Genomic DNA, 25,172 nt, shown 5'->3' with positions numbered 1-25,172 from the left:
CGCCAGATACACAATCCGGCACAACTAGATGGGCAGCAGGCCGTGCTTGCGCTGCACGCGGCCGTGCTTCTGCTTGTCGCGCAACAGGTGCAGCGACTTGCGCAGCAGCAGCCGGGTCTCGTGCGGCTGGATCACCGCGTCGATGAAGCCGCGCTCGGCGGCGATCCACGGCGTGGCCATGTTGAGGTTGTAGCCCTCGATGAACTGCCGCTTGACCTCTTGCGCCTCAGGCGAATTCGGGTCGGGAAACCGCTTCATCAGCAGCTGGGCGGCACCGTCGGCGCCAATCACCGCGATGCGCGCGGTGGGCCAGGCGAAGTTCAGGTCGGCCGACAGCTGCTTGGAGCCCATCACCGCATACGCGCCGCCGTAGGACTTGCGGATGGTGATCGTCACCTTCGGCACGTCGGCCTCGACGACCGCGTTGAGGAACCGGCCGCCGCGCTTGATGATGCCGCCCTTCTCCTGCTCGACACCCGGCAGGAAGCCCGGGGTGTCGACGACGAAAACCAGTGGCAGGTTGAAGGAGTCGCAGAACCGTACGAACCGCGCCGCCTTGTCCGAGGCCTCGTTGTCGATCGAGCCGGACAGATACATCGGCTGGTTGGCCAGCACGCCCACCGGGTGGCCGTCGACGCGGGCGAACGCGGTGATCATCGCCTGGCCCTGCTGCGCGGCGACATCGAAGACGTCGCCGTCGTCGAAGATGCGTAACAGGATCTCGTGCATGTCGTAGGCGGTGTTGTCGGAGTCCGGCACGATCGAGTCCAGCTCGAGGTCGTGCGGGGTGATCTCCGGCTCGAGCCCGGGATTGACGATCGGCGGATCGTCGAATGTGTTGGGCGGCAGGAAGCTCAGATAGTCGCGGACATACTGGAACGCCGCCGCCTCGTCCTCGACGACCTGGTGGATGTTGCCGTAGCGGGCCTGCGCGTCGGCGCCGCCGAGCTCGTCGAGCGTGACTTCCTCACCGGTGACGTCCTTGATCACGTCGGGGCCGGTGACGAACATGTAGCCCTGATCGCGCACGGCCACGATGAGGTCGGTCTGGATCGGCGAATACACCGCTCCGCCAGCGCATTTGCCCAGGATGATGGAGATCTCCGGCACCATACCGCGCAGCAACTCGTGGCGGCGGCCCAGTTCGGCGTACCACGCCAGCGACGTCACAGCGTCCTGGATGCGGGCGCCGCCGGAGTCGTTGATGCCGATGATCGGGCAGCCGACCATCGCCACCCATTCCATCAGGCGGGCCACCTTGCGGCCGAACATCTCGCCGACCGTGCCCTGAAACACCGTCTGGTCGTGGCTGAAAACCCCGACCGGGCGGCCGTTGATGGTGCCGTGACCGGTGACCACGCCGTCGCCGTAGAGCGCGTTGGGGTCGCCCGGCGTCTTGCACAGCGCGCCGACTTCGAGGAACGAGCCGGGGTCGAGCAGCGCGTGAATCCGGGCGCGGGCACTCGGGATGCCCTTCTTCTCCCGCTTGGCGACGGCCTTCTCGCCACCGGGTTCCTTGGCTATCTCGAGCTTCTCGCGAAGTTCGGCCAGCAGTTCCGCGGTGGTCTTGGTGGTCACTTCGCCTGCTTCTCCTCAGACTCGATGCGTGCGATCGCCTCGCTCATGTGCGCGCCGACCTTCGCAATGTACGGCTCGTCGATCGCCTGGATGTGCTCGCCCCCGATGTGGACGACCTCCAGGTCCGAGACGTATTGCCCCCAGCCGCCGTCGGGCTGGCGCTTGGCATAGCGCGGCTCGAAGAAGATCGCATCGTCGTGGTAGCGGTCGGCCATGTACAGCGTGACGTGCCCGTCGTACGGCTTGATCTCGGCCGTTTCGAGCAGCCGGTTGTCCAGATACGACGTGCGCTGGTGCTCGATCACGCCGCCGGGGATCTGCACGCCGCTGGCCTTGACCGCGTCAAGCACGAACTGCACCTGACCCTCGTCGTCGAGCTCCTCGAGTTGCTCGTACGGGATCGCCGGGATCTGCACGTTGAAGGTGCGTTCGGCGAAGCGGGCATAGCGATCCCAGCGGGCGCGGGTCTCCTCCTTGGTCTGCGGGACCTCTTCGCCCGGGCGCACGGTGTCGATCAGCCCGACGAACCGCACGTCGGCGCCGGCCTGCTTGAGCCCGATCGCGCACGCGTACGCCATCGCGCCACCGAGCGACCAGCCGGCCAGGATGAATGGGCCGTCGTGCATTTCCATCAGCTTCGGCACGTACTGCGCGGCGCGCTCCTCGACGGACCCCTCGACGCGCTCGATGCCGTACACCGGGGTGTCGGCGGGCAGCCGCTTCACCAATGGCTCGTACACCACCGTCGAGCCACCGGCGGGGTGGAACACGAAGACCGGGATCCGCTTCGAGCCCTCCTTCGGTGCACGCAGCGTGCGGACGAACCCGTCGAGCTCACCGGCCTCGAGGTGCTCGCGCACGATGGTCGCCAGCGCCTCGATCGTCGGCGAGTTCTTCACGTCGTCGACGGTGATGGGGCCCTCGGCGCGCTCCGAAAGCCGTTGCGCGATCTTCTCGGCCGTCTCGTCGTCGACCTCGGGCAGCGCGTTGAAGATGCCGCCGGGCGACTTGCCGGTGACGATGGCCCACGTCGCGAACGTGACACGCTCGGCGGCCTCGCGCGGCGGCACATCGGCGCCCAACGCCTCGGTGACCGCCTCCTGCGTCAGCACCTGCGCGGCCAGGGCGGCCGGGCTCTGCTGATCCTGATCCGGGCCTGCCGGGTTGGTCGGCGGCGGCGGAATCGACGGCCCAGACGGACCCGACGGGTCGGTGGGCGGCGGCGGTATCGGCATGTCGGAAGCCGGTGCCTCGGCCTGCGTCTGCGGCTCGGCCTGCGTTTGCGGCTCGGCCTGCGGGTCGGGCGCGGGCGCCTGCACCGTCGTCGGGTTGGCGCCGCTGAGCAACGCGGCCTGCTCGGCGGCGATCTCCTCGGGCGTCTGCGTCTTCTGGTGCTCGTGGATGCGCTCCACCTCGTCGCGGTGCTCGATCGCGTACTCGATGAGCTTCTCGACGTTGTAGAGGTTGGCGTCGCGCACCGCCGTCAACTGGATCGGCGGCAGGTCGAAGTCGTACTCGACGCGGTTCTTGATCCGCACCGCCATCAGCGAGTCGAGGCCGAGCTCGATCAGCGGCACCTCCCACGGGAGATCCTCGGGCTCGTAACCCATTGCGGCGCCGACGATCGTGGCGAGCCGGTCGTGCACGGTCTCACCGGAGTCCGGCGACCACTTCTCGAAGGTGGCGCCCATGCCGACGCCTGCGGTCAGGTTGTCGGAGAGGATCTCCGCGTCCTCGGCGGGCTGCTCCTCGGTTGCGGGCGAGGCCGAAACCTGGCCCGCGACGGCGGTTCCGGTGGCGACGGCGGCGGGTAGTGCTGCGGCCTGACCGGCGCGGCTGACGATCGCGTCGTACACCAGAGTGAACGACTCCTCGATGCGCGCATGCACCTGCACACTGGCGCCGCCGGGGTGGCGCGTCAGCGTCGTCACCAGCCGCGCACCTTCGCCCGGCACCGCGCGCTGCTCGGATGCCGTCAGCTGGGCATCCGGAAGAACCTGTGCCGCAGCGGCTTTCACCAGCGCAGCGAGATCGGTCTGACCCTTCGGCGCGTACTCCCACACGTGCCTGCCGTCGGGCATGGCGACGTGGTTGCCCGGCATCACCGTCGAGCTGTCACCGGTGAAGCGCGCCTCCAGCCAGTACGGCTTGCGACGGAACCGGGTCGGCGGGATGTCGGCGTACTCGCCGCGCGGGAACAGCGTGCGGAAGTCCAGATCGTGGCCGTGCACATAGAGCTGTGCCATCGCCGCGGTCATCGACTCGACTTCGTCCTGCTTGCGCGCGAGCGTGGCGATCAGCTGGGCGTCGTGCAGACCCGCGGCGGCGGTGGTCAGGCCAACCTGCATGAGCGCCACCGGATTCGGTGCCAGCTCAAGGAATGTGGTGTGGCCGTTGTCGACGGCGTTGCGGATGCCCTGCGTGAAGTAGACGCTGTGGCGCAGGCCCTTCTTCCAGTACTCCACGTCGTGGATCGGTCCACCGCCCGGCCGGATGTAGCTGCCCTCGTGCACGGTGGAGAAGTAACCGGTCGTCAGCGGACGCGGCTGGATGCCCTGCAATTCGGCGGCCAACTCGCCGAGCAGCGGATCCATCTGCTGGGTGTGGCTGGCGCCCTTGGTCTGGAACTTGCGGGCGAACTTGCCCTCTTTCTCAGCCCGCTCGATGATCGCGTCGACCTGCTCTGGCGGACCGCCGATCACCGTCTGGGTCGGCGCGGCGTACACGCACACCTCGAGATCGGGATAGTCGGAGAACACCGTCTTGATCTCATCGGCGGAGTACTCGACGAGCGCCATCAGGCGGATGTACTCGCCGAACAGCATCGCCTCGCCCTCGCCCATCAGGTGCGAACGCGAGCAGATGGTGCGCGTGGCGTCTTCCAGCGACAGACCGCCGGAGAAGTAGGCGGCCGCGGCCTCACCGAGCGACTGGCCCACCACCGCAGCGGGTTTCGCGCCGTGGTGCTTCAACAACTCACCGAGTGCGACCTGAATCGCGAAGATCGTGACCTGAGTGGTCTCGATGCCGTAGTCCTTGGAGTCGTCGAGGATCAGTTCGACGATCGAGTAGCCGAGCTCGTCCTGGACGAGCGCGTCGACCTTGTTGATCCACTCGGCGAACACCTCGTTGCGCAGATAGAGGTTCTTGCCCATCTTGCGGTGCTGGGCGCCGAAACCGGCCAGCACCCACACCGGGCCGTTGGTGACCGGGCCGTCGGCGCTGTAGGTGTTGGGGCTCTGCTTGCCGTCGGCCAGCGCGCGCAGCGCCTTGATCGCCTCGTCGTGGTCGTGCGCCATGACCACCGCGCGCGAGCGGCCGTGGTTGCGCCGCGACAGGGAGCGGCCGATCGACTCCAGCGAGGAGGCGCGGCCCTCGGGGCTGTCCATCCAGTCGGCCAGCTCCGCGGCGGCCTGCCGCTTGCGCGACGTCAGGAACGCCGAAACAGCCAGCGGCACAACTGGAGTGGGCTGCTCGCCGGCTTCCAGCTCTTCACGGGCGACCTCGAGCAGGCGCTTGGCCTCGTCGGTCAGGCCGGGCAGGTCCGGCTCGGCGTCCTCGGTGGCGTGCGCCGGGCGGTCAAGCGCATCGTCGTCGTCATCGTGGATGAACTCGCCGTACTCGTCCATCCGCACACCGCCGACGTACACGGCGTCGGCTTCCGACGCGGCGTGTTTGCCTTCCGAAACCTCTTCCGGCTCTTCTGGTTCGGGCTCCTCCAGGTCCGACGGCAGCACCTCGCGCAGGACCATGTGCGCGTTCGCGCCGCCGAAGCCGAAGCCCGAGACGCCGGTGATGGCGTGGCCGCTGTAGCGGGGCCAGTCGGTGACGGTGTCGGCGACCTTGAGCCGGATCGCCTCGAAGTCGATATAGGGGTTGGGCCCGCTGTAGTTGATCGACGGCGGGATCTTGCCGTGCTTGAGCGCCAGCGCCATCTTCGCCAGGCTCGCCGCGCCCGCGGCCGACTCCAGGTGTCCCACATTGGATTTCACAGCACCCAGCAACGCGGGCTTATCGGCGGGGCGGCCCTTGCCGACGACGCGGCCCAGCGCGTCGGCCTCGATCGGGTCACCGAGGATGGTGCCGGTGCCGTGCGCCTCGATGTGGTCGACGGTGCGCGGGTCGATGCCTGCATCCTTGTACGCCTTGCGCAGCACATCGGCCTGCGCGTCGGGATTCGGCGCCAGCAGGCCGTTGGATCGGCCGTCATGGTTGACCGCGCTGCCCGCGATGATCGCGTAGATCTCGTCGCCGTCGCGGCGAGCGTCGGAGAGGCGCTTGAGCACCAGCATGCCGCCGCCCTCGGACCGGGCGTAGCCGTCGGCGTCGGCGGAGAACGACTTGATCCGGCCGTCGGAGGCCAGCACACCGCCGACCTCGTCGAAACCGACCGTCACCAGCGGGGTGATCAACGCGTTCACGCCACCGACGATCGCGACGTCGGCCTCGCCCGAGCGCAGCGCCTGCACACCCTGGTGCGCGGCGACCAGCGAGCTGGAGCAGGCGGTGTCGACCGCCACCGACGGGCCGCGGAAGTCGTAGAAGTACGACACCCGGTTGGCGATGATCGAACTGGCCGTGCCGGTGATCGCATACGGGTGTGCCACCGATGGATCCGACATCGCCAGGAAGCTGTAGTCGTTGGTGGAGCTGCCGATGTAGACCCCGACGCTCTGGCCGCGCAGCGACGACGCCGGAATTCGGGCGTTCTCCAACGCTTCCCACGTCAGCTCGAGCGCCATCCGCTGCTGCGGATCGATGTTGTCGGCCTCCATCTTCGACAGCGCGAAGAATTCGGCGTCAAAACCCTTGATGTCCTTCAGGTATCCGCCCCGGGTGCGGGCCTTGGCGACCCGCTCGGCGATCCGCGGCTCGGACAGGAACTCCTCCCACCGGCCTTCGGGCAGATCGGTGATGGCGTCGCGGCCCTCGAGCAGCGCCTGCCACGTCTCGTCGGGAGAGTTCATGTCGCCGGGGAAGCGGGTGGCCAGACCGACGATCGCGATGTCCTCGACGTCGCGGTCGCGCGACCAGTCGAAGTCGGGACCCTCGTCGCCCTCCGGCTCCGGCTCGCCCTCGATGATCACCGTGGCCAGCGATTCGATGGTCGGATGGCGGAACGCGACGGTGGCCGTCAACGTCACACCGGTGAGGTCTTCGATGTCGCTTGCCATCGCCACGGCGTCGCGGGACGACAGCCCCAGCTCGACCATCGGCGTTGAGTCGTCGATCGAGTCGGCGGGTTGCCCGGTGGCATTGGCGATCCAATTGCGCAGCCATTCGCGCATCTCGGCGACGGTCATGTCGGTGCGTGCCGGGGTGACCGGGCGTTCGGGCGCCAGCTTGAAGCCTTCGTCGTCCGCTCCGGGCGCGTGCTGCGAATCCGGTTGGTTTTCAGTCATTTTTGAATATCAGCCTGGGTTCTAGTCAGTTTCGTCCGGGAAGGCATTGGCCACCTTCCCGCTGCGCAGGCTGCCGTCCAGATACGCAGCGCGGCAGGCACGCCGGCCGATCTTGCCGCTCGAGGTGCGCGGGATCGCGCCTGCCGGGGTCAGCAGCACGTCACGCACCGTGACACCGTGGCGCACCGCGATCGCTGCGCGGATGTCGTCGGCAATCGGCGCCATGTCCATCCTGTGAGCGCCGGGGGCGCGTTCGCCGACGATCACAAGTTGTTCGGAGGTGTCCTCAGGATCGCGCTTGAGACCCGAGTGCGCGTTCTCGAACACCTCGTCGGGCAGTTGGTTGGCCTGCACCGAGAACGCCGCGACGAAGCCGGGGCGCAGCGCCTTGGTCGCCTCCTGCGCCGTGTACTCGAGGTCTTGCGGGTAGTGGTTGCGGCCGTCGATGATCACCAGATCCTTGACGCGGCCGGTGATGTAGAGGTCGCCCTGGTAGTAGGCGCCGTAGTCGCCGGTGCGCACCCACGTCGCGTCGTCTTTGGCGCCTTCGGCGTGGCTCGGGTTGGTCCGCGATTTGAGGATGTTCTGGAACGTCTCGCGGGTCGCTTCCTCTTTACCCCAGTAGCCGGTGCCCATGTTCTGGCCGCTGATCCAGATCTCCCCGATCTGGCCGTCGGGCAGCTCGGTGGCCGTCTCGTGGTCGACGATCACGGCCCACTCCGCGACACCGACCTTGCCTGCGGACGCCTGCGGGACCGCCTTCGGCGAGTCGGCGGGCACCTCGACGAAGCGGTGGTTGTTGAGCTCGTCGCGATCGACGTTGATGATCTTGGGCGGTTCGTGCATCGGCGTGGTGGAGACGAACAGCGTCGCCTCGGCCAGGCCGTAGGACGGCTTGATCGCTTCGGGCTTGAAACCGAACGGCCCGAACGCCTCGTTGAACTTGCGCACGGTCGCCGCCGAGATCGGCTCGCTGCCGTTGAGGATGGCCTTGACGTTGGACAGATCCAGCGGCGGCTCCCCCTCCTTGGGCACCGCGCGCGCCGCGGCGTGGTCGAACGCGAAGTTCGGCGCCACCGAATAGCTCTGCCCGGTGTCGCCTTCCTTGCGGGCCAGCTCGCGGATCCAGCGGCCGGGCCTGCGCACGAATGCGGCCGGCGTCATGAAGGTGACGTAGTGGCCGATCATCGGCGACAGCATCACGGTGATCAGGCCCATGTCGTGGAAGAACGGCAACCACGAGACACCGCGGTCGCCCTCCTCGCCCTGCAGGGCCTCCATCACCTGCACCACGTTGGTGGCCAGATTCAGGTGGGTGATCTGCACGCCGGTGGGGACCCGGGTGGATCCGGAGGTGTACTGCAGGTAGGCGATCGTGTCGGGCTGCACGTCCATCGGCTCCCACGTGGCGCCGACCTCGTCGGGCACCGCGTCGACCGCGATGACGCGGGGCCGCTCCTTGGCGGGACGGCTGCGGAAGAACTTCCGCACCCCTTCGGCCGAGTCGGTGGTGGTCAGGATCGCGGTGGGATGGCAGTCGTCGACCACGGCGTGCAACCGGCCGACGTGGCCGGGCTCGCTCGGATCGAACAGCGGCACCGCGATGCGGCCCGAATAGAGAGTGCCGAAGAAAGCGATGAGGTATTCGAGGTTCTGCGGGCACAGGATGGCCACCCGGTCGCCGGGCTCGGTCACCTGCTGCAGGCGCGCGCCGACGGCACGGTTGCGGGTGCCGAAGTCGGCCCACGTCAGGTCCTTGTTGACCCCGTCGCGCTCGGTGGAGAAGTCCAGGAATCGGTAGGCGAGCTTGTCTCCACGAACCTTGGTCCACCGTTCGACGTGACGAACCAGGCTTCCGTTGTCGGGGAACCTGATCTGTCCGTCCTTGATGAACGGGTTATGGAACGGCATCGCACTCTCCTGTCAGAACCGCACTCGTCGCAACGCGTGTTCTCGCGTGGACCGTCGGGCCGCTGCGGGCGTCGTTGAGGACTCCGTTGTCCTCTCGGATCGAAAAACCCCGCGTGATGTTACCGAGGGGTTAGCATCCGCTGCCGGGTCACGAGGCGCCCGTCGGCTAGCACGTGATGGTACGCCTGTGACCAGGTTTTTCCGCCCAGCCGTAAGTCGTCAGTCTTAGTTTTTTCTTAATGTTATTCGACCGCTAGCCGCACGCCAAATCCCGTCTGATCACGTGTCAGCCATGTTTTGGATGCGGCGCGGCATCGATGATCTGCTTGGCCCAATCCAGCGTCCACGCCGTGGCGGGCGCTCCGCCCAGATTCCAGAACTGCGTGGTGTTGTACATCGCGTGCACGGGTTGGCCCGCCCCGCCGCCGAGGATCTCCATCGTTCTTGGCAGGTTGGCGATCGAGAACGCCTCCTGCGGCGCAGAGCAGATCAGGTCGCCGGCCGCGCAGATCTCGTTGGTGCGGTCGTTGAGCACACCGAATCCGCCGGGCCGCGGGCCGGTCATGGTCAGCCCCATCTGCGACAGCATCGGCACCTCGTGCAGCGTGATCTCGGCGCCCTGGCCGGGCGGGTTCGGGCCGACGTCCACACCGACGCCTGCCTGCCTGCGGCCGTCGGCGATGAGCGTCACGCCCAGCACAAGGTCGGCGTCGACGGGACCGCGCCCGTTGCCGATGTCGCTGGCGATGTCGCCGGCGATCACGGCGCCCTGTGAGAAGCCGATCAGCACATAGCTGGTCAGCGGGCAGCGGTTGTTCATGTCCGTGATGGCCTTGACGGCGTTGCGCGTGCCTTCGGCGCGGCTGTCGTTGTAGGACATCTGCTTGTCGGCCGACAGCGGATTGTGGAACTGCGCGGTGTAGGGGACGGTGTAGATCTCGAGCCGGTCGGTGCCGTACTGCTCACGCAGCGGGTTGGTGACGTTGAGCAGCAACGCTATCGGGAACTGGACCGGGTTGAACGGGTCGAGTGTCGGCGACGACTCCCAGGTGCCGGGGATCGAAACCAGTTGCACGTCGGGGCAGCTGGCGTCCTGGAACTCCGGGCGCGGCTTCTTCGTCGGCGACGCCCCGGTGGGCGGCACCGCGCTGGGCGGCACGGCGGTCTCGGTCTTCTCGGGCTGGCGGATGACCACGATCACCACCACGACGACCAGCACCACGACGAGCGCCATCGCGCCCGCCGCGATCAGGGCGAGCAGCCGGTGACGCTTGCGGCGACTATTGGTGGCCATTTAGTTGTCGTGCTCCTTATGTGCCTATGTGCGCGGTAGTGGTCAGCAGAGTCGCTCGGTGGCGATCCGAATGTAGTCGGCGGTCGCGGCGTTCACCTGTGCCGGTGACGGCGCCACCGCGTTGAGTTGTGTCTTGCGCACGTCGTTGCGGACCAACGGCTTCACGTAATCCCACACAGCCTGATCCGATTGCTTGGCCGCCCGCGCCTGACACACATACGACCCGATGCTCAACGCCAGAAGTTCGCTCGACGGCCGGATGCCTGCGGCTTTCAACGCGTCGAGATACGCACGCTGCTGCGCGGTCACCGTGAAGGTGTTCGGCGCGGCGTCCTCCGGCGGCAGCGCGCCGCCCTTGGCCTGAGCACGCGAGTGCACCACCGACGGCGAAGGTACCGCCATCGTCGGCAGCATCGCGTCACCTGCCGAGCAGCCGGTCAGCACCGCGGTGAGCGGTGCGACCAGAGAGGACGTGACGGCGAAGCTCGTCGACCATTTCGGCCGTCGCCGAACCGTGTGCAGCACGACTCCAAGGTACCGGCGCTTTAAGTTACTTGATCGTGGCGACGAGTTCGCCCGACATGGCCGCCAGCTGCGGTCCCCACGTCGACCAGTCGTGCTGGCCGTCGGGCGGGAAGTCGAAGTGCCCGTTGTGCCCGCCGACGACGCGATAGTGCTGGTAGAAGCTGCGCGCGCTGCCCTGCGCCTGCTCGCAGTAGCCGATCATCGCGGCGGGATCGCTACAGGTCAGCGTGCCGGGGCTGAACACCCACAGCCGCGTGTTGTTGTCCGCCAGCAACTGAATGTGCACGTCGGGGTCGTGCCACTTCCAGCGGCCCAACTGTGGCAAACCCCACATGTTGCGAATGTCCAGGCCGCCGAAGCGCAGCAGGCCGTCGGTGATGGCGCCGTTCATGTAGGTGTTCGACGGGGTGAGGAAGCCCGACAGCGAGCCGGCGTAGCGATAGCGGTCGGGGTGGAACGTGGCCATGGCCATCGCGCCGTAGCCGCCCTGCGCGGCGCCGACGATGCCGTGCCCGTTAGGCGCGAGCCCCTTGTTGGCGGCCAGCCAGTTGGGCAGCTCGTCGGCGAGGAACGTCTCCCACTGCTTGCTGCCGTCCTGCTCCCAATTGGTGTACATGCTCCACGCGCCGCCCGCGGGTGCGGCCACCGAGATGCCTTTGCCGGCGAGCGTGTTCATGGCGTTGCCCGCGGTGACCCAGTTGCTCACGTCCGGCGCGGCGTTGAACGCGTCGAGCAACACCACGGCGTGCGGTCCGCCGGCCTGGAATGCGACGGGGATGTCACGGCCCATGGCGGCCGACGGCACCATCAGGTACTCGACGCCATCGGCCTTGGCGACCGGCGTGGTGGCTGACCAGAGGCCCGCAGCCAGCATCACGCTCAAGATCGCTCTGACAAAGACACGCATCTGCCCCACCTCACGTCGTTGGCCGATCCCCCGCGCAATGCAGTGAACCACATCACCGCGCGCCGCGGAAACGACTGACGGCGGCGACTCCCCGTGGGAAATCGCCGCCGTCCGTCGCTAATCGGTTGCGGGAGCCGCTCAGCCGCCCGTGGTGGCCGACGCGTTCTCCGTCTCCGCCGCCGGCGCCTCGTCCGTGGCGATCGGAGTGCTCGGCTGCGGGGTGGCACCCAACACCCGCTGGATGTCGGGCTTCATCTGCTGCAGCTGCTGGCCCCAGTACTCCCAGCTGTGCGTGCCGGCCGACGGGAAGTTGAACACGCCGTTCTTGCCGCCTGCCGCGATGTACTTCTCCTGGAACGTCTTGTTCGTGCGGAGCGTGAAGCCCTCCAGGAACTTGGCGTTGAAGTTGTCGCCTGCGATCTGACCGTTGATGTCACCCGGCTTGCCGTTACCGCAGAACACCCAGACGCGGGTGCCGTTGGCGACCAGCTTGCTGATGTTGACCATCGGGTCGTTGCGCTTCCAGGCCGGGTCGCTGGACGGACCCCACATGTCCTCGGACTTGTAGCCGCCCGCGTCACCCATCGACAGACCGACCAGCATCGGCCACCAGCCCTCGGAGAGGTTCAGGAAGCCGGACAGCGACGCCGCGTACTGGAACTGCTGCGGGTAGTAGATCGCCAGCGTCAGCGCGGACGAACCGGCCATCGACAGACCCACCGCCGCGTTGCGGTTCGGGTTCACGCCCTTGTTGGCAGCCAGGTAGGCGGGCAGCTCCTGGGTCAGGAACGTCTCCCACTTGTAGGTCTGGCAACCCGCCTTGCCGCACGCCGGCTCGTACCAGTCGCTGTAGAAGCTGGACTGGCCGCCGACCGGCATGATCGTGGCGAGACCGGAGTCGACGTACCACTCGAACGCCGCGGTGTTGATGTCCCAGCCGTTGAAGTCATCCTGCGCCCGGAGCCCGTCGAGCAGATACACGCCCGGTGCGTTGGGGCCGCCGTTCTGGAACTGAACCTTGATGTCACGTCCCATCGCCGCTGACGGAACCATCAGATACTCGACCGGCAGACCCGGCCGTGAGAACGCCCCCGCAGTCGCCGAGCCCCCGACGGCACTGACCAGGCCGGACAGCACGGCGGCCACGACGGCCGCAATCGTGAGCCGGCGCGTCCAGGCGCCGCGCATCTTCCCAACGAACTTCATGCTTCATTCATCCCATCTGTCGTATGCCGCACCCGTGATTCGAGGTCCACTCGGCACGGGTGCCCGTGTAGTCAACCACACCTCGGTGTGATATCTCTCCTCAGCTTGTGTCGTCCCTGGTCACTCCTCAGCCGTTGAGGGTCGTGATCAGGTCTGGTTTGAGGGCCTGCAACTGCGCGCCCCAGTACGGCCAGGCGTGGTTTCCCGCGGCCGGAAACTCGAAGGTCGCGTTGCGTCCACCGGCCTTTTTGTAGGCCGCCTCGAACTCTTTGTTGCTCTGCAGGGCCAGTCCCTCGAGGCTGCTGGCGTTGAGCGCCTGACCGGGATCGGCGCCCAGGTCGAGCTCGGTGGCGCCGCCCGGTGCGCAGTAAATCCACAGCCGGGTGCCGTTGGCCACGATGCGCGAGACCTGCTTGACGGGGTCGTTGCGTTTCCAGGCGCCGTCCCACGGCGGACCCCACATGTTGTCGACGTTGTAGCCGCCCGCGTCGAGCATCGCGACGCGAATCGCCTGCTGCATGAACACCGCCGACGGGTTCAGGAAGCCGGACAACGATGCGGCATAACGGAATTGGTCGGGGTGATACGCCGAAAGGATCAGCGCGGCACCGCCCGACATCGACAACCCGACCACGCCGTTGCCGGTCGGCGAGACCTGCTTGTGCTCGGCCAGCCATGCGGGCAGCTCCGAGGTGAGGAAGGTCTCCCACTTATATGTATAGGGCTGGTTGTTGAAGCTCGACGGCGAATACCAGTCGGTGTAGAAGCTCGACTGCCCGCCGACCGGCATCACCACGGCGACGCCGGAGTCGTGAAACCACTCGAACGCCGCGGTGTTGATGTCCCAGCCGTTGTAGTCGTCCTGCGCGCGCAGCCCGTCGAGCAGGTAGACCGCCTTGCCCTGGCCGCCTTGACCGCCCGGCTGGAACTGCACGTGGATGTTGCGGCCCATCGCCGTGGAGTACACGTCGACGTACTCCACCGGCAGGCCCTCGCGCGAGAACGCCTGGGCCGCAGGCGGGCCCGCCACGGTGATCAGGGCGGCCGACGTCAACAGCGCGGCCAGCGCGACGAGAAGGCGACGCATCTGTTCGTCTAACCGTCCATTTCGTGGTTCATCGCCGCGTGGCAGCGGTCGAGGTGGCGGGTGTTCGTCCGCTTATCGCCCTTGAGGGCCGTGGCGTTACGAAAGCGGCGTTCGGCAGGCATTCCGAAAGCAGAAGAAAAGCAGAACAACCCTCGTGCTGACAAATCGGCGAGGTCAGGGCCCCGCGGCGGGCATCCCGGTGTACGGCGGATTGCGCGGCGGCGGGACCTCCAAACCGCATCGAAGGAGCTCGTAGAGCGGCACGCGGTCGATGCGGTACCTGGTGAATTCATACGCGTGAACCAGATTCGACAGGAACCGGCGCGGCCCCATCGGCGCACGGATCGCGGTGAGCATGGCCTCGGTGGCCGGACACTTCAGCGCGGCCTCGGCTTGCGCCACCCAATCCTCGTCGAGGTATCGCGGGATGTAGGGATAGGTCTTCAAGAACGGGCCTTCGGCGACGGCCCAGTCCGGGAACAGGTTCTTGTCGTGCCCGATGCGCCCGTCCTCCAACCGCGCGGTGTGCGCGGCAAGCGGATTGGCGAGGCCGATCTGGTCGATGACACGGACATCGAGGCCGACGTTCATGCCGGTCATGCCGAGATTGGTGAAAAACACTGTGTGCGGGCCGATATAGGCCTTGCGCTCCTCGGGCGGCATGTCCGGCGGCGGCGGTATGGCGGGCACCACGTCCCACTGGTCGTAGTTGCCCGACGGCAACAACAGCGCGCCGTCTGGGGTGTTCTCGATTGCCTCAAGCACCGCGCGCATCCGCGGGTAGTCGAGGTAGTCGGCGGCGGTGAGAGGGTGCGGATGGCCGGTGGCCTGCGAGTAGAAGCGCCGTTCGTCGACGATGCCGCTGTAGGTGACACGGGTGGCGTCATAGCCCATGCCGGGGGAGTTCGCGGCCCACAACGACCAGCCGACGACGGCGAGCCACAGCACCGTCGTCACGCCGGCGAGCTGATATCCCAAGGCGCGGCTGAACTTTGTGCCGTCGGGCAGCACGATCGGAATCACCGCCAAGGGTGCGAGCAGAAGGAACATCGGCGTCAACAGCACCCGGCCGTGCATGAAGTCGCCACCCTGTCGGATCCAGTACAGGCCCTGAAGCAGCCCGCTGACGAGGATGAACAGCACCACCGCGGGCGGACTCTGCACCGCACGGGCCAGCCGGCTGTAGTTGTACGGCACCGTCCTGCGGATCCACCACGGGCGGCTGCGGGTGGTCAGCAACAACGCACCGAGCGCCGCAAGCAACAGCACCGGAATCCACAGCATGTAGGGGGCGTCGAAGTTGGTCAGATACACCCAGCCCTGCGCCCACTTGGTGCCCGACGCGTCCTTCGCCAAAGCCGTTCCGGGAAACAGCAAACCGTAGTAGCCCATCCGGAAGATCTGGTAGGCGACGGGCAGCAGACCGCCCGCGACCACGATCAGCACACGCCTGCGCCAACCCCGCGCCGCGATGAGCATCATGATCAGCGCCAGCCCGCCGATCAGTGCGAGCTCCGGCCGCACCAGCACCGAGAGGCCGGCGAGAAACGCCAGCCAGCCGTCGAAGACTCTGCTCACCGCGTTGTCGTCGGTGCTGTTCTCCGGATTGCTGCGCAACGCCTGCGACCAGCACACCATCATCCACCACAGCAGGCCGAGATAGGCCAGCACCAAACCGTTTTCCAGCCCGGAGGTGGCGAAGTCGCGGGCGGGCGGCACCGCGATATAGACCAACGCACCCGCGGGCAGCAGCAGCACGCGGCGGCCCTGCAGGCTCGGCGCGTACAGCCGCGCGGCGCCCAGCATCAGGAACACGACACCCGCGACGCTGAGCGGGAGGGCCAACCACAACGCCACGTACTCGATCTGGGTGGGCCCGCCGATGAGGGCGCCCAGATAGTTCATGTAGGTCCACAGCGTGGACGTGTTCGCCTCGATGCGCTCGCCCTTGTTGAACACCGGACCGTTGCCCGCCAACAGGTTTCGCACCGTGCGCAACACGATCAGGCCGTCGTCGGCGATCCAGCGGCGCTGCCACGCCCCCCACGCGAACAACGCGGCGGTCACCACGACCGAAAAGCCGAGGCTGATTCGTGCGGTGATGTCGAACGGGAACGCGGGGCCGCGCTGAAGCCTGCTGATGACAGGCCCCGGCGCTACGTCAGCCGAAGAAGACAGCGGCACCGATGGTTCCGATCCACGCAACCGCAAGAAGCTGAAGAACCCGGTCCTTCAACGCGATCTCCTCCGGTTCCCCGGCCAGGCCGCCGTCGACGTCGACAGCGTAGCGCAGGATCGCGATCGTGAACGGGATCATCGTGATGGCGTACCAGGATGCGCCTGCGCCATCGCGCTCAAAAGCCCACAGGCCGTAGCAGACCACCATCGCCGTGGCCGACAAGGTCCACACGAAACGCAGATAAGTCGAGGTGTACGACTCCAGCGACTTGCGGATCTTGGCGCCTGTCTTCTCGGCCAGTTGCAGTTCGGCGTAGCGCTTGCCCGCCACCATGAACAGCGAGCCGAACGTCATCACCAGCAGGAACCACTGCGACAGCGGGATCGCCGCCGCCACACCGCCCGCGATCGCCCTGATCAGGTACGCCGAGGAGACGATGCAGATATCAAGGACGGCTTGATGTTTCAGGCCGAAGCAGTACGCCAGCTGCATCGCGATGTAGACCGCGATCACGGCGGCCAGGTTCGGCGTCGCCAGAAACGACACGGCCAGCGCCGCCGCCGCGAGCACCACCGCACCGCTGTAGGCCAGCCACTCCGGCACCACGCCGGCGGCGATCGGCCGGAATCGTTTGGTCGGGTGCGCGCGGTCGGCCTCGACGTCGCGGGCGTCGTTGACCAGATACACCGCCGACGCCGCCAGCGAGAACGCCACGAACGCGATGGATACGTTGACCGCGACATCGCGGAAGTCGTAGGACACGTCGCTGCCGAAGGCCGCGACCGGCGCGATCAGCACGAGCAGGTTCTTCACCCACTGGCGGGGACGGGCCGCCTTGATCAGGCCGGTGACCACGTTGCTCGGTGGGCCCTTGACCGGTGGTTCGCTCATCTTCGCCGCCCTGGATGCACTGCTGTCACTTGAGATGCTCATGAGTCTCCCTCGGCCCGGTCGGCAAACACACCCACGGCCTTGGCTACGGCCGCGCCGACCACCACGCCGGTCACCACGTCGCTGGGATAGTGCACGCCGAGGACCAGGCGAGACAACGCCATCGGTGGCACCAGCAGAACGGGCAGCGGCAGCCCCGTCGTCCGCGCCATCAGCATCGACGCCGCCGTTGTGGAGGTGGCGTGCGCGGACGGGAAGCTGAGCCGGCTCGGGGTGCCGACGTTGACGACGACACTCGGATGATGCGGGCGCTCCCGCCGCACCACTCGCTTGATGACGACCGCGGCGGCATGTGCGATGAACGCACCGAGCCCCGCGGTGATCCATGCGCGACGCTTGGCGGGTTGCGCCAGTGCCCCGAGGCCCGCGAGTGCGACCCATCCGAGGCTGTGCTCACCGAAATGCGAAAGGGCGCGGGCGGTTTGAAGCACACCGGGCCGGTCGGCCAATGCCGACTGCACCGCGACGAGCGCGGCTTCCTCACCGCGCAACCCCTCAGCCATGAGCGTTTTCCGAGAAGACGGCCTCCCACTGCTGCACGCCGGACAGCATCGGGAGCGCATCGCGGTAGACCTTGCGCATCTCGTCGAAGCGTCGCAGCAGCTTGCGCTGCCTGCGCAGCGACTCACGCAGCAACGCAAACATTTTCGCCCGGTCGCGCTGCCGGTACACCACACCGCGGCTGTCGGCGGTGGTGACCGTCACGCCGTCGACGGTGCACAGCAGGAACCAGCGGGAGTCCTGGGTCGGCACATTCAGCTGAGGCCGCTGATGATGAGCGGGGTCTTCCTTCTTCAGGTTGTGCAGCACCCCGCGCATCAGCCGAATCACCTTGCCTGGCGCGGTCCTCGGCTCGCCGACCCGGCCGACCATTCCCGACGGCTGCGGCAGCTCGGTGGCCGACGGCAGGATCACCGCGTCGGGATAGTTGCGGCGCAACTCGTGCACCTCGGGCAGCGCGGAACCCAGGATGGAGAAAATGTGCTCAGGCCCGGCCAGAAAGTCGTCCATCGCCTTGTTCTGCACGGCGACGGTCGAATACTCAAGGCAGAGAAGGTGTTTCAGTGTAGCCTTGAGATGGCTGCGGACCAGCCCTCGCACGTCGCCGTCCCAGTGCAGTGCGGCGACGATCAACCTGTTGCGCAGGTGGAAGTAGGCCTGCCAGTCGATGGCGTCGTCCTTGTCACTCCACGCCATGTGCCAGATCGCCGCACCCGGCAGGGTTGCCGTCGGATAGCCGTGTTCGGCGGCGCGCAGCCCGTAGTCGGCGTCGTCCCACTTGATGAACAGCGGCAACGGCTGGCCGAGTTCGTCGGCCACCGCACGCGGGATCATGCACATCCACCAGCCGTTGTAGTCGACGTCGATGCGGCGGTGCAGCAGCTTGGAGTCCGAATAGCGGTCGTAGAGCGGATGGCGGGCGAAGTCGTGGTCGTACTTGGTGTGCGGCGCGTTGGTCCACATGAAGTCGTGCCTGCCGACCACCTCGCCCATCACGTGCAGATGCGCCGGGTCCTGCAGGTTGAGCATCTGCCCGCCGACCAGCATCGGCGTCTTGGCGAACCGGTTCAGCGCCAGCATCCGCAGGATCGAGTCGGGCTCGATGCGGATGTCGTCGTCCATGAACAGGATCTGTTGGCAGTCGGTGTTTTTCAGCGCTTCGTACATCGCGCGGCTGTAGCCGCCCGAGCCGCCGAGGTTGGGCTGGTCGTGGATGGACAGCCGGTTCCCCAGACGCTCGGCCGCCTCGGCGAACTCGGGATGGTCGCGGACCTTGGCGGTGCCCTGGTCCGGCACGATCACCGCGCCGATCACCTCGTCCACCAACGGATCCGACGTCAGAGCGCGCAGTGCGCTGACGCAGTCACCGGGCCGGTTGTACGTGGTGATGCCCACCGCGATGTTGGCCGTACCCGGCGCGGGCACCGGCGCATACCACCCGGCGTTGTGCAGCGTGACCGGGCTGTCGGTGGTGATGTCGAACCAGATCCAGCCGCCGTCTTCGAAGGGCTCGAGCCCGATCTCGAACTCGGTGGCCTTGAGCTCGTCGCCCTCGTGTTGGAAAGGCTTGCCCTCGACGAAGATCCGCGCGCCGTCGGCCTTGCTGCGATACACGTCGACGCGGCCCGTGCCGGTCAACTCCGCGCGCAGCACCACCGATTTGAGCGTCGACCACCGCCGCCAGTAGCTGGCCGGGAAGGCGTTGAAGTACGTCGCGAAGGACACCTCCGACTCGCCGCCGATCTGCAGCGCGGTCCGCGACGCGGCATGTGCGCGGCGGGCGTTGGTGCTCGATTCCTCTATATAGAGCTTGCGGACGTCGAGCGGTTCGCCGGGGCGCGGGAGGATGATGCGGGCGAGCAGGCTGACCGCATTGCCGCTCATTCCGCGCCGCTTTCGGTGAGCGGGGTCCCGTCGCGCAGGTGCGGGGCCAGCACGTTGTCGTACATGTTCAGCGCGCTGGCGATGGCCATGTGCATGTCCAGGTACTGGTAGGTGCCCAGCCGTCCACCGAATAGCACCTTGGCGTCCGCGGTTTCGGCTTTGGCGCGGGCGCGGTAGGCGGTCAGCACCGCGCGGTCGGCTTCGGTGTTGATCGGGTAGTACGGCTCGTCGTCTGCGTCGGCGAATCGCGAATATTCCCGCATGATCACCGTCTTGTCGGTGGGATAGTCCCGTTCGGGGTGGAAGTGGCGGAACTCGTGAATGCGGGTATAAGCCGCGTCCAGGTCGCTGTAGTTCATCACCGGGGTGCCCTGGAAGTCGCCGGTCGGCAACACCTCGAGCTCGAAGTCGAGTGTGCGCCAACCCAATCGGCCTTCGGCGTAGTCGAAGTAGCGGTCCAGCGGCCCGGTGTAGACGACAGGGGCGTCGGGGTTGGCGCCCCGCAGTTCGTCGCGCACGTCGAACCAGTCGGTGTCCAACCGCACCTCGATACGGTCGTCGGCGGCCATGTTCTGCAGCCACTTGGTGTAGCCGTCGACCGGCAGTCCCTCGTAGGTGTCGTTGAAGTAGCGGTTGTTGAACGTGTAGCGCACCGGCAGCCGGGTGATGTTCGACGCAGGCAGCTCCTTCGGGTCGGTCTGCCACTGCTTGGCGGTGTAGTTCTTGATGAACGCCTCATACAGCGGCCGGCCGATCAGCGAGATCGCCTTCTCCTCGAGGTTCTGCGCGTCGGCGGTGTCGATCTCGGCGGCCTGCTCGGCGATCAGCCTGCGAGCCTCGTCGGGCGTGTAGTACTTGCCGAAGAACTGCGACACCAGGCCCAGCCCCATCGGCAGCGGGTAGGCCTGCCCGTTGTGCAGCGCGTACACCCTGTGCTGATAGTTGGTGAACTCGGTGAACTGGCGCACGTAGTCCCACACCCTCTTGTTGGAGGTATGGAACAGGTGCGCGCCGTACTTGTGCACCTCGATGCCGGTCTGCGGCTCGGGTTCGGAGTAGGCGTTGCCACCGATGTGCGGGCGCCGTTCGAGGACGAGCACCCGCTTGTTGAGCTGGGTCGCCACGCGCTCGGCGATCGTCAGGCCGAAGAATCCAGAGCCGACGACAAAGAGGTCTACGCGAGCGGTCATCGGCAGCAAGGGTATCCGACCCCGCTGCGCGACCCCGAATCCAACAGACGGTCAAGGTCGCGATTCGCTCACGATTACATATCGTCACTCTAGACCCACTAGTCACACCAGTACCATCAATCACGTATCCGCCCAATACACGTAGTCCAGATATTGAGGAGACTTCCGTGCCGAACCGACGTCGACGCAAGCTCTCAACAGCCATGAGCGCGGTCGCCGCCGTGGCCGTTGTGAGTCCATTCGCAATTTCCGCGATCACCGACTTGACCAAGCCCGCGCCCCAGCAGCGCGAGTTCCGCTCCGCCGCCATGGTGACCGATCTGCCGAACGAACTGATGTCAGCGCTGTCGCAGGGCCTGTCGCAGTTCGGCATCAACCTGCCTGCGATGCCCAGCCTTACCGGCGACTCGTCGATGCCGACGACGTTGACCGCTCCCGGCGGGTTGACCTCGCCCGGCTTGACCTCGCCCGGGCTCACCTCGCCCGGCCTGACGTCTCCCGGGCTGACCAGCCCGGCGGCGACACCGGGTCTGACGACGCCAGGCCTCGGCACCGACCCTGCCGCGGCTGCGCCGGCACTCACCGATCCGGCGCTGACCAATCCCGCGCTGACCGACCCTGCGGCCACGCCGGCACCTGGTGGTCCTGCGGGCATGCCGGGCCTCGGCGGTGAGGCGGCCGCGGGGACCAACCCGGCCCTGAACCCGGCGCTCACGAGTCCGACCGGGGCGACGCCGGGCGGGCTGACCACCCCGCCGGTGACCGGCCTGGACCCGCTGGCGACCACGCCGATCTCGAACGGCACGGGCCTGCCCGCACCGGGTGAGATTCCGATCTCCGCGCCAATCGGGCTCGATCCCGCCGCGGGCACCTACCCAATCCTCGGCGGCGACCCGGGCCTCGGCCTCGGCACGATGCCCGCCAGCACCGGCAGCACCGGCCTGATCGGCGAATTGTCCAATACCGCAAACCAACTGGGCGCCGGCCAGGCCATCGACCTGCTCAAGGGCGTGGTGATGCCGATGATCACATCGGCGATGAAGCCGGCCGCCGCGGCCGCCGTGCCGCCGCCGGCACCGGCCCCGCCGCCCGCATAGTCCTGTCCCCAAGACGGCGCCGCAGAGTCAAGTGGCGGGCTCTGCGGCGCCGCGCCCTGTGCAGATAAATGCCATATCGGCCGTGTCGAAACTCTGGTAACAACTGACCCATACGTAACATCAGTCCGTGCCGGTTCGCCGTTCCTTGCCCGCTCGCCTGCGCAGGGGCTTCTCCGCTCCTCACGTGCGCAGGGGCTCTGCCGCTCCTCGCGGGCAGCGCAGGCACCCGATGCTCTTCACCGCGATCGCGGGCACGATCGTGATCCTGCCGTGGGCACTGCCCAGCACGCCGTACGACGAAGACCGCCGCCCGCTCGCCGAGCAGACCCAGTTGTCGGAGCAGCCGCTGACCGGCGTCGGCGGCGGCGAGACCATCCGCGAGATCCACCAGGACACCCCGTTCAGCCTCGTCGCGCTCACCGCCGCGGATCTGACCGGCACCTCGGCGCGGGTCCGCGCGAAGAAGCCCGACGGCTCGTGGGGGCCGTGGTACGAGGCCGAGGCGCTCGACGGCGTCGGCGACGGAGCGTCAGGGCCGCGCGGCACCGAACCGGTGTTCGTCGGTCTCACCACCACCGTCCAGATCTCGGTCAACCGGCCCGGCCAGGCCGCAGTGGCGGCCCCGGTCCGACAACCGCAGGCAGAGCCCGCGAAGGCCGACCTCGGCTACATTCCCGCCAACACGACCACGCCGTTCGGGCAGAACCTCAACGCGGTGTTGATCAGCCCACCGCAGGCACCGGTCGGTGACCTGCCGCTGCCCAACGCGGTCACCGCGCCCGGCCAGCCGCCGAACATCATCACGAGAGCCCAGTGGGGCGCCGACGAATCGATGAAATGCCCGAATACCGTCTACGACGACGGGGTGCGCGCGGGCATCGTGCACCACACCGCGGGGAGCAACGACTACCGCCCCGAGGACTCCGCGGCCATCGTCCGGTCCATCTACGCGTATCACACGCGCACGCTGGGCTGGTGCGACATCGCCTACAACGCCCTGGTCGACAAGTACGGCCAGGTGTTCGAAGGCCGGGCGGGCGGCATCGACCGGCCCGTCGAGGGCGCCCACACCGGCGGCTTCAACAAGAACACCTGGGGCGTGGCGATGCTCGGCAACTTCGACATCGAACCCCCGACGCCGATCCAGATCCGCACGGTCGGACGGCTTTTGGGCTGGCGGCTGGGCATGGACCACCTCGATCCGAGGGGTACCGTGGTGCTGACGTCGGCGGGCGGCTCGTTCACTAACTTTCCGAGGGGCACCACCCCGACGCTGCCGACGATCTTCACCCACCGCGACGTCGGCAACACCGAGTGTCCCGGCAACGCCGCCTACGCGGTGATGGACCAAATCCGTGACATCGCAGCCCGATTCAACGAGCCGCCGGGGCCGCCGAGTTTGAAAGACCTGCTTCGCGGCGGCGCGATCCTGGCCAAGTGGGAGAAGATGGGCGGCCCGAAGAGCCCACTGGGAGAGCCGAAGTCGCTCGAGGCGGCGGCCGAGGGCGATGCCCGTTACGCCACGTTCGAGAAGGGCGCGATCTACTGGTCCCCGCACACCGGAGCCGAGCCACTCACCGGTGCCATCTACGACGCGTGGGCGGCGCTCGGCTACGAGCGCGGTGCGCTGGGTCTGCCGACCAGCGGCGAGATCGCCGAGCCGCAGTGGATCGTACAGAACTTCCAGCACGGCACACTGAACTTCGACCGCGAAACCGGCGCGGTGACAAGAGTTATCGACGGAGTGCCCGAAGAATTGCCGCCGCTGTCCGACGACGGTCCGCCGGTGCAGTTGGAGCGGATCAAACCGATCGACCCGAGCTGATCACATCCACCACCGTTCCAACACGCGGGCCAGGCCGTCCTCGGTGTTGGGCGCGGTGACCTCGTCGGCGGCCTCGACCGCTTCCGGATGAGCATTGCCCATGGCGACACCGTGTCCGGCCCACCGCAGCATCGGGATGTCGTTGGGCATGTCGCCGAACGCCACGACGTCCCCGGCGCCGATGCCGTGCGGCCGTGCCACCTCCTCGACTCCGGTGGCCTTGCTGATACCCAGCGGCACCACCTCGATGAGGCCGTTGTTGGTGGAGTACGTGATATCGCCCTGCGTACCAATGTGTTTGACGAGCTCGGCCGCCATGTCCGAGCTGCGCGCACCCGCCTTGCGGATCAGCAGCTTGATCGCCGGCGCCGAGAGCAGGTCCTCGACGGACACCTCGGTGTTGTCGGGGTTGAGCCAGGCGTGTTCGTAGCCGGGCGAGCTGACGAACTGCGGGGTGGCCGCGTCGTGGGCGCTGTCTCCGACGCGCTCCACGGCCAGCCCCGCCCCGGGGATGACCCGGGTGGCGATCTCGGCCAGCTCGGCGAGATCGTCGGCCGACAGCGTCCGCGCCGACACGATGCGGTCGATGGACGGGTCGTAGATCACGGCACCGTTGGCGCACACCGCCATCGGAGCGAAGCCAAGATCGTCGACGACAGGTTGCACCCAGCGCGGCGGGCGGCCGGTGGCCAGCACGAACTGCGCGCCCGCCTCCACGGCCGCGCGCACGACGCTGCGCGTTCGAGGGCTGACTTTTTCGTCGTCGTCGAGCAGCGTGCCGTCTACGTCCGTCGCGATCAGCGCGGGCAGTGTCATCGCGGCGATCCGCCTTCGCTTCTCACCTCGGTCATGAGTTGCTCACTTGGCCTGACGCTCTCGTTGCTTGCGGGCCTGCCGCTCCTGTCGTTTGCGCGCGCGCTCGGCGAGCTCGATTTCGTCGAGCCTGCGGGCCTCCTCCATCGTCGGCGCCGAGCCACCGAGGCGCCGCGGCACCCACCAGGCACCCGCAGGATGCTCGTAGGCCTCCTGCACCGCGTGCAGCATCGTGGTCATCGACTCCCGCATCGTCGCGTCGGTCTGCGCGACCGTCTCGGCCGGCGCAATGGGCGCCCCGACCATCACGGTGATCGGGATTTTCGCCCGGCCCAGCGTACGCGGATGGTCCTTGGTCCAACGCCGGTGCGCGCCCCACACGATCAGCGGAACGATCGGGACCTGCGCGTCGATCGCCATGCGGGCCGCACCGGTCTTGAACTCCTTGAGCTCGAAGCTACGGCTGATGGTGGCCTCCGGGTACACGCCGACGAGTTCGCCCTCGCGCAGCCGCTGCACCGCGACCGCGTATGCGCCCGCGCCCGCCTTGCGGTCGACCGGGATCGTCCCGGTGTGCCGGATCAGGAAGTTGACGACCGGAACCTCGGTCATCTCCTGCTTGATCATGAAGCGCAGCCGTCGGTGCCGCTTGTAGGCGGCCAGCGCCGCCGGTGCCCAGTCGATGTAGCTGGTGTGGTTGATCGCGATGACCGCACCACCGCGCTCCGGGATGTTCTCCAGACCGTGGAACGTGATGCGGCTACCCGAGACCGCCGCCGCCGCCGAAACGGCGATCTCCAGCGTGCGGAAAACCGGCTCCAT

17 protein-coding genes are annotated in these 25,172 nt (G+C 67.4%); 2 read left to right on the top strand and 15 right to left on the bottom strand.

Going from position 1 to position 25,172, the window contains the following annotated elements:
* Nucleotides 1–24: 24 nt before the first annotated feature.
* The 13 genes from CQY20_RS13215 to glf form a co-directional block, all read right to left on the bottom strand.
* Nucleotides 25–1,578 (bottom strand): acyl-CoA carboxylase subunit beta, encoded by a 1,554-nt coding sequence (locus CQY20_RS13215; RefSeq protein ID WP_097940540.1) that lies wholly within the window; start codon nucleotides 1,576–1,578, stop codon nucleotides 25–27.
* Nucleotides 1,575–6,980 (bottom strand): polyketide synthase Pks13, encoded by a 5,406-nt coding sequence (pks13, locus tag CQY20_RS13210; protein ID WP_163701124.1) that lies wholly within the window; start codon nucleotides 6,978–6,980, stop codon nucleotides 1,575–1,577. The genes CQY20_RS13215 and pks13 overlap by 4 nt, the downstream gene beginning before the upstream one ends.
* A 21-nt stretch (nucleotides 6,981–7,001) precedes the next feature.
* The gene (gene fadD32 / locus CQY20_RS13205) at nucleotides 7,002–8,891 is read right to left on the bottom strand and encodes a long-chain-fatty-acid--AMP ligase FadD32 (protein WP_097940539.1); all 1,890 of its coding nucleotides are present in this window, start codon (nucleotides 8,889–8,891) and stop codon (nucleotides 7,002–7,004) included.
* Nucleotides 8,892–9,177: 286 nt separating this feature from the next.
* A complete protein-coding gene (culp6, locus tag CQY20_RS13200; RefSeq protein ID WP_097940538.1) occupies nucleotides 9,178–10,185 on the bottom strand; it encodes a carboxylesterase Culp6 in 1,008 nt (335 codons plus the stop codon).
* 42 nt (nucleotides 10,186–10,227) lie between these two features.
* Nucleotides 10,228–10,710, bottom strand: coding sequence for a DUF732 domain-containing protein (locus tag CQY20_RS13195; RefSeq protein ID WP_234816230.1), 483 nt, complete (start codon nucleotides 10,708–10,710; stop codon nucleotides 10,228–10,230).
* Nucleotides 10,711–10,735: 25 nt separating this feature from the next.
* Nucleotides 10,736–11,617 carry an alpha/beta hydrolase-fold protein gene (locus CQY20_RS13190; RefSeq protein ID WP_097940537.1) on the bottom strand — a complete coding sequence of 294 codons (882 nt, stop codon included), beginning with the start codon at nucleotides 11,615–11,617 and terminating at the stop codon, nucleotides 10,736–10,738.
* 138 nt (nucleotides 11,618–11,755) lie between these two features.
* Nucleotides 11,756–12,823 carry an esterase family protein gene (locus CQY20_RS13185; protein ID WP_097940536.1) on the bottom strand — a complete coding sequence of 356 codons (1,068 nt, stop codon included), beginning with the start codon at nucleotides 12,821–12,823 and terminating at the stop codon, nucleotides 11,756–11,758.
* A gap of 127 nt (nucleotides 12,824–12,950) precedes the next feature.
* A complete protein-coding gene (locus tag CQY20_RS13180; protein ID WP_097940535.1) occupies nucleotides 12,951–13,910 on the bottom strand; it encodes an alpha/beta hydrolase in 960 nt (319 codons plus the stop codon).
* Nucleotides 13,911–14,084: 174 nt separating this feature from the next.
* Nucleotides 14,085–16,094 (bottom strand): terminal beta-(1->2)-arabinofuranosyltransferase, encoded by a 2,010-nt coding sequence (aftB, locus tag CQY20_RS13175; RefSeq protein WP_272938810.1) that lies wholly within the window; start codon nucleotides 16,092–16,094, stop codon nucleotides 14,085–14,087.
* A complete protein-coding gene (locus CQY20_RS13170; protein ID WP_097940583.1) occupies nucleotides 16,072–16,980 on the bottom strand; it encodes a decaprenyl-phosphate phosphoribosyltransferase in 909 nt (302 codons plus the stop codon). Before CQY20_RS13170 ends, aftB begins: the two co-directional genes overlap by 23 nt.
* Before the next feature lie 38 nt (nucleotides 16,981–17,018).
* A complete protein-coding gene (locus CQY20_RS13165) occupies nucleotides 17,019–17,543 on the bottom strand; it encodes a phosphatase PAP2 family protein (protein ID WP_097940534.1) in 525 nt (174 codons plus the stop codon).
* The gene (locus CQY20_RS13160; protein WP_097940533.1) at nucleotides 17,536–19,425 is read right to left on the bottom strand and encodes a glycosyltransferase; all 1,890 of its coding nucleotides are present in this window, start codon (nucleotides 19,423–19,425) and stop codon (nucleotides 17,536–17,538) included. The genes CQY20_RS13165 and CQY20_RS13160 overlap by 8 nt, the downstream gene beginning before the upstream one ends.
* Entirely contained in the window at nucleotides 19,422–20,624 is a 1,203-nt protein-coding gene (gene glf / locus CQY20_RS13155; protein ID WP_207767274.1) for a UDP-galactopyranose mutase, read from the bottom strand. The genes CQY20_RS13160 and glf overlap by 4 nt, the downstream gene beginning before the upstream one ends.
* A gap of 158 nt (nucleotides 20,625–20,782) precedes the next feature.
* Between glf and CQY20_RS13150 the strand changes: the two genes are divergently transcribed.
* Together CQY20_RS13150 and CQY20_RS13145 are read left to right on the top strand one after the other, a co-directional pair.
* Complete coding sequence (locus tag CQY20_RS13150) at nucleotides 20,783–21,712, top strand: hypothetical protein (RefSeq protein WP_097940531.1); 930 nt, start codon at nucleotides 20,783–20,785, stop codon at nucleotides 21,710–21,712.
* A gap of 229 nt (nucleotides 21,713–21,941) precedes the next feature.
* Nucleotides 21,942–23,537, top strand: a complete 1,596-nt coding sequence (locus CQY20_RS13145; protein ID WP_097940530.1) for an N-acetylmuramoyl-L-alanine amidase — start codon at nucleotides 21,942–21,944, stop codon at nucleotides 23,535–23,537.
* Here CQY20_RS13145 and CQY20_RS13140 read toward each other — a convergent pair whose 3' ends face one another.
* Nucleotides 23,538–24,353 carry an HAD family hydrolase gene (locus CQY20_RS13140; RefSeq protein WP_097940529.1) on the bottom strand — a complete coding sequence of 272 codons (816 nt, stop codon included), beginning with the start codon at nucleotides 24,351–24,353 and terminating at the stop codon, nucleotides 23,538–23,540.
* Between the two features lie 42 nt (nucleotides 24,354–24,395).
* Nucleotides 24,396–25,172: a lysophospholipid acyltransferase family protein gene (locus tag CQY20_RS13135; protein WP_097940528.1), complete on the bottom strand. Its 777-nt coding sequence runs from the start codon at nucleotides 25,170–25,172 to the stop codon at nucleotides 24,396–24,398.

Source organism: Mycolicibacterium agri (assembly GCF_002553505.1).
Taxonomy (GTDB): domain Bacteria; phylum Actinomycetota; class Actinomycetes; order Mycobacteriales; family Mycobacteriaceae; genus Mycobacterium; species Mycobacterium agri.
Note: the sequence above shows the minus strand (reverse complement) of the source record. Positions and strands in the feature narration are given on the sequence as shown.

Coding starts and splice junctions, on each gene's coding strand:
- pks13 (WP_163701124.1), bottom strand. CDS start 6,980: ATGACTGAAAACCAACCGGATTCGCAGCACGCGCCCGGAGCGGACGAC.
- fadD32 (WP_097940539.1), bottom strand. CDS start 8,891: ATGCCGTTCCATAACCCGTTCATCAAGGACGGACAGATCAGGTTCCCC.
- culp6 (WP_097940538.1), bottom strand. CDS start 10,185: ATGGCCACCAATAGTCGCCGCAAGCGTCACCGGCTGCTCGCCCTGATC.
- CQY20_RS13190 (WP_097940537.1), bottom strand. CDS start 11,617: ATGCGTGTCTTTGTCAGAGCGATCTTGAGCGTGATGCTGGCTGCGGGC.
- CQY20_RS13185 (WP_097940536.1), bottom strand. CDS start 12,823: ATGAAGTTCGTTGGGAAGATGCGCGGCGCCTGGACGCGCCGGCTCACG.
- CQY20_RS13180 (WP_097940535.1), bottom strand. CDS start 13,910: ATGCGTCGCCTTCTCGTCGCGCTGGCCGCGCTGTTGACGTCGGCCGCC.
- CQY20_RS13170 (WP_097940583.1), bottom strand. CDS start 16,980: ATGAGCGAACCACCGGTCAAGGGCCCACCGAGCAACGTGGTCACCGGC.
- CQY20_RS13165 (WP_097940534.1), bottom strand. CDS start 17,543: ATGGCTGAGGGGTTGCGCGGTGAGGAAGCCGCGCTCGTCGCGGTGCAG.
- CQY20_RS13160 (WP_097940533.1), bottom strand. CDS start 19,425: ATGAGCGGCAATGCGGTCAGCCTGCTCGCCCGCATCATCCTCCCGCGC.
- CQY20_RS13145 (WP_097940530.1), top strand. CDS start 21,942: ATGCTCTTCACCGCGATCGCGGGCACGATCGTGATCCTGCCGTGGGCA.
- CQY20_RS13140 (WP_097940529.1), bottom strand. CDS start 24,353: ATGACACTGCCCGCGCTGATCGCGACGGACGTAGACGGCACGCTGCTC.
- CQY20_RS13135 (WP_097940528.1), bottom strand. CDS start 25,172: ATGGAGCCGGTTTTCCGCACGCTGGAGATCGCCGTTTCGGCGGCGGCG.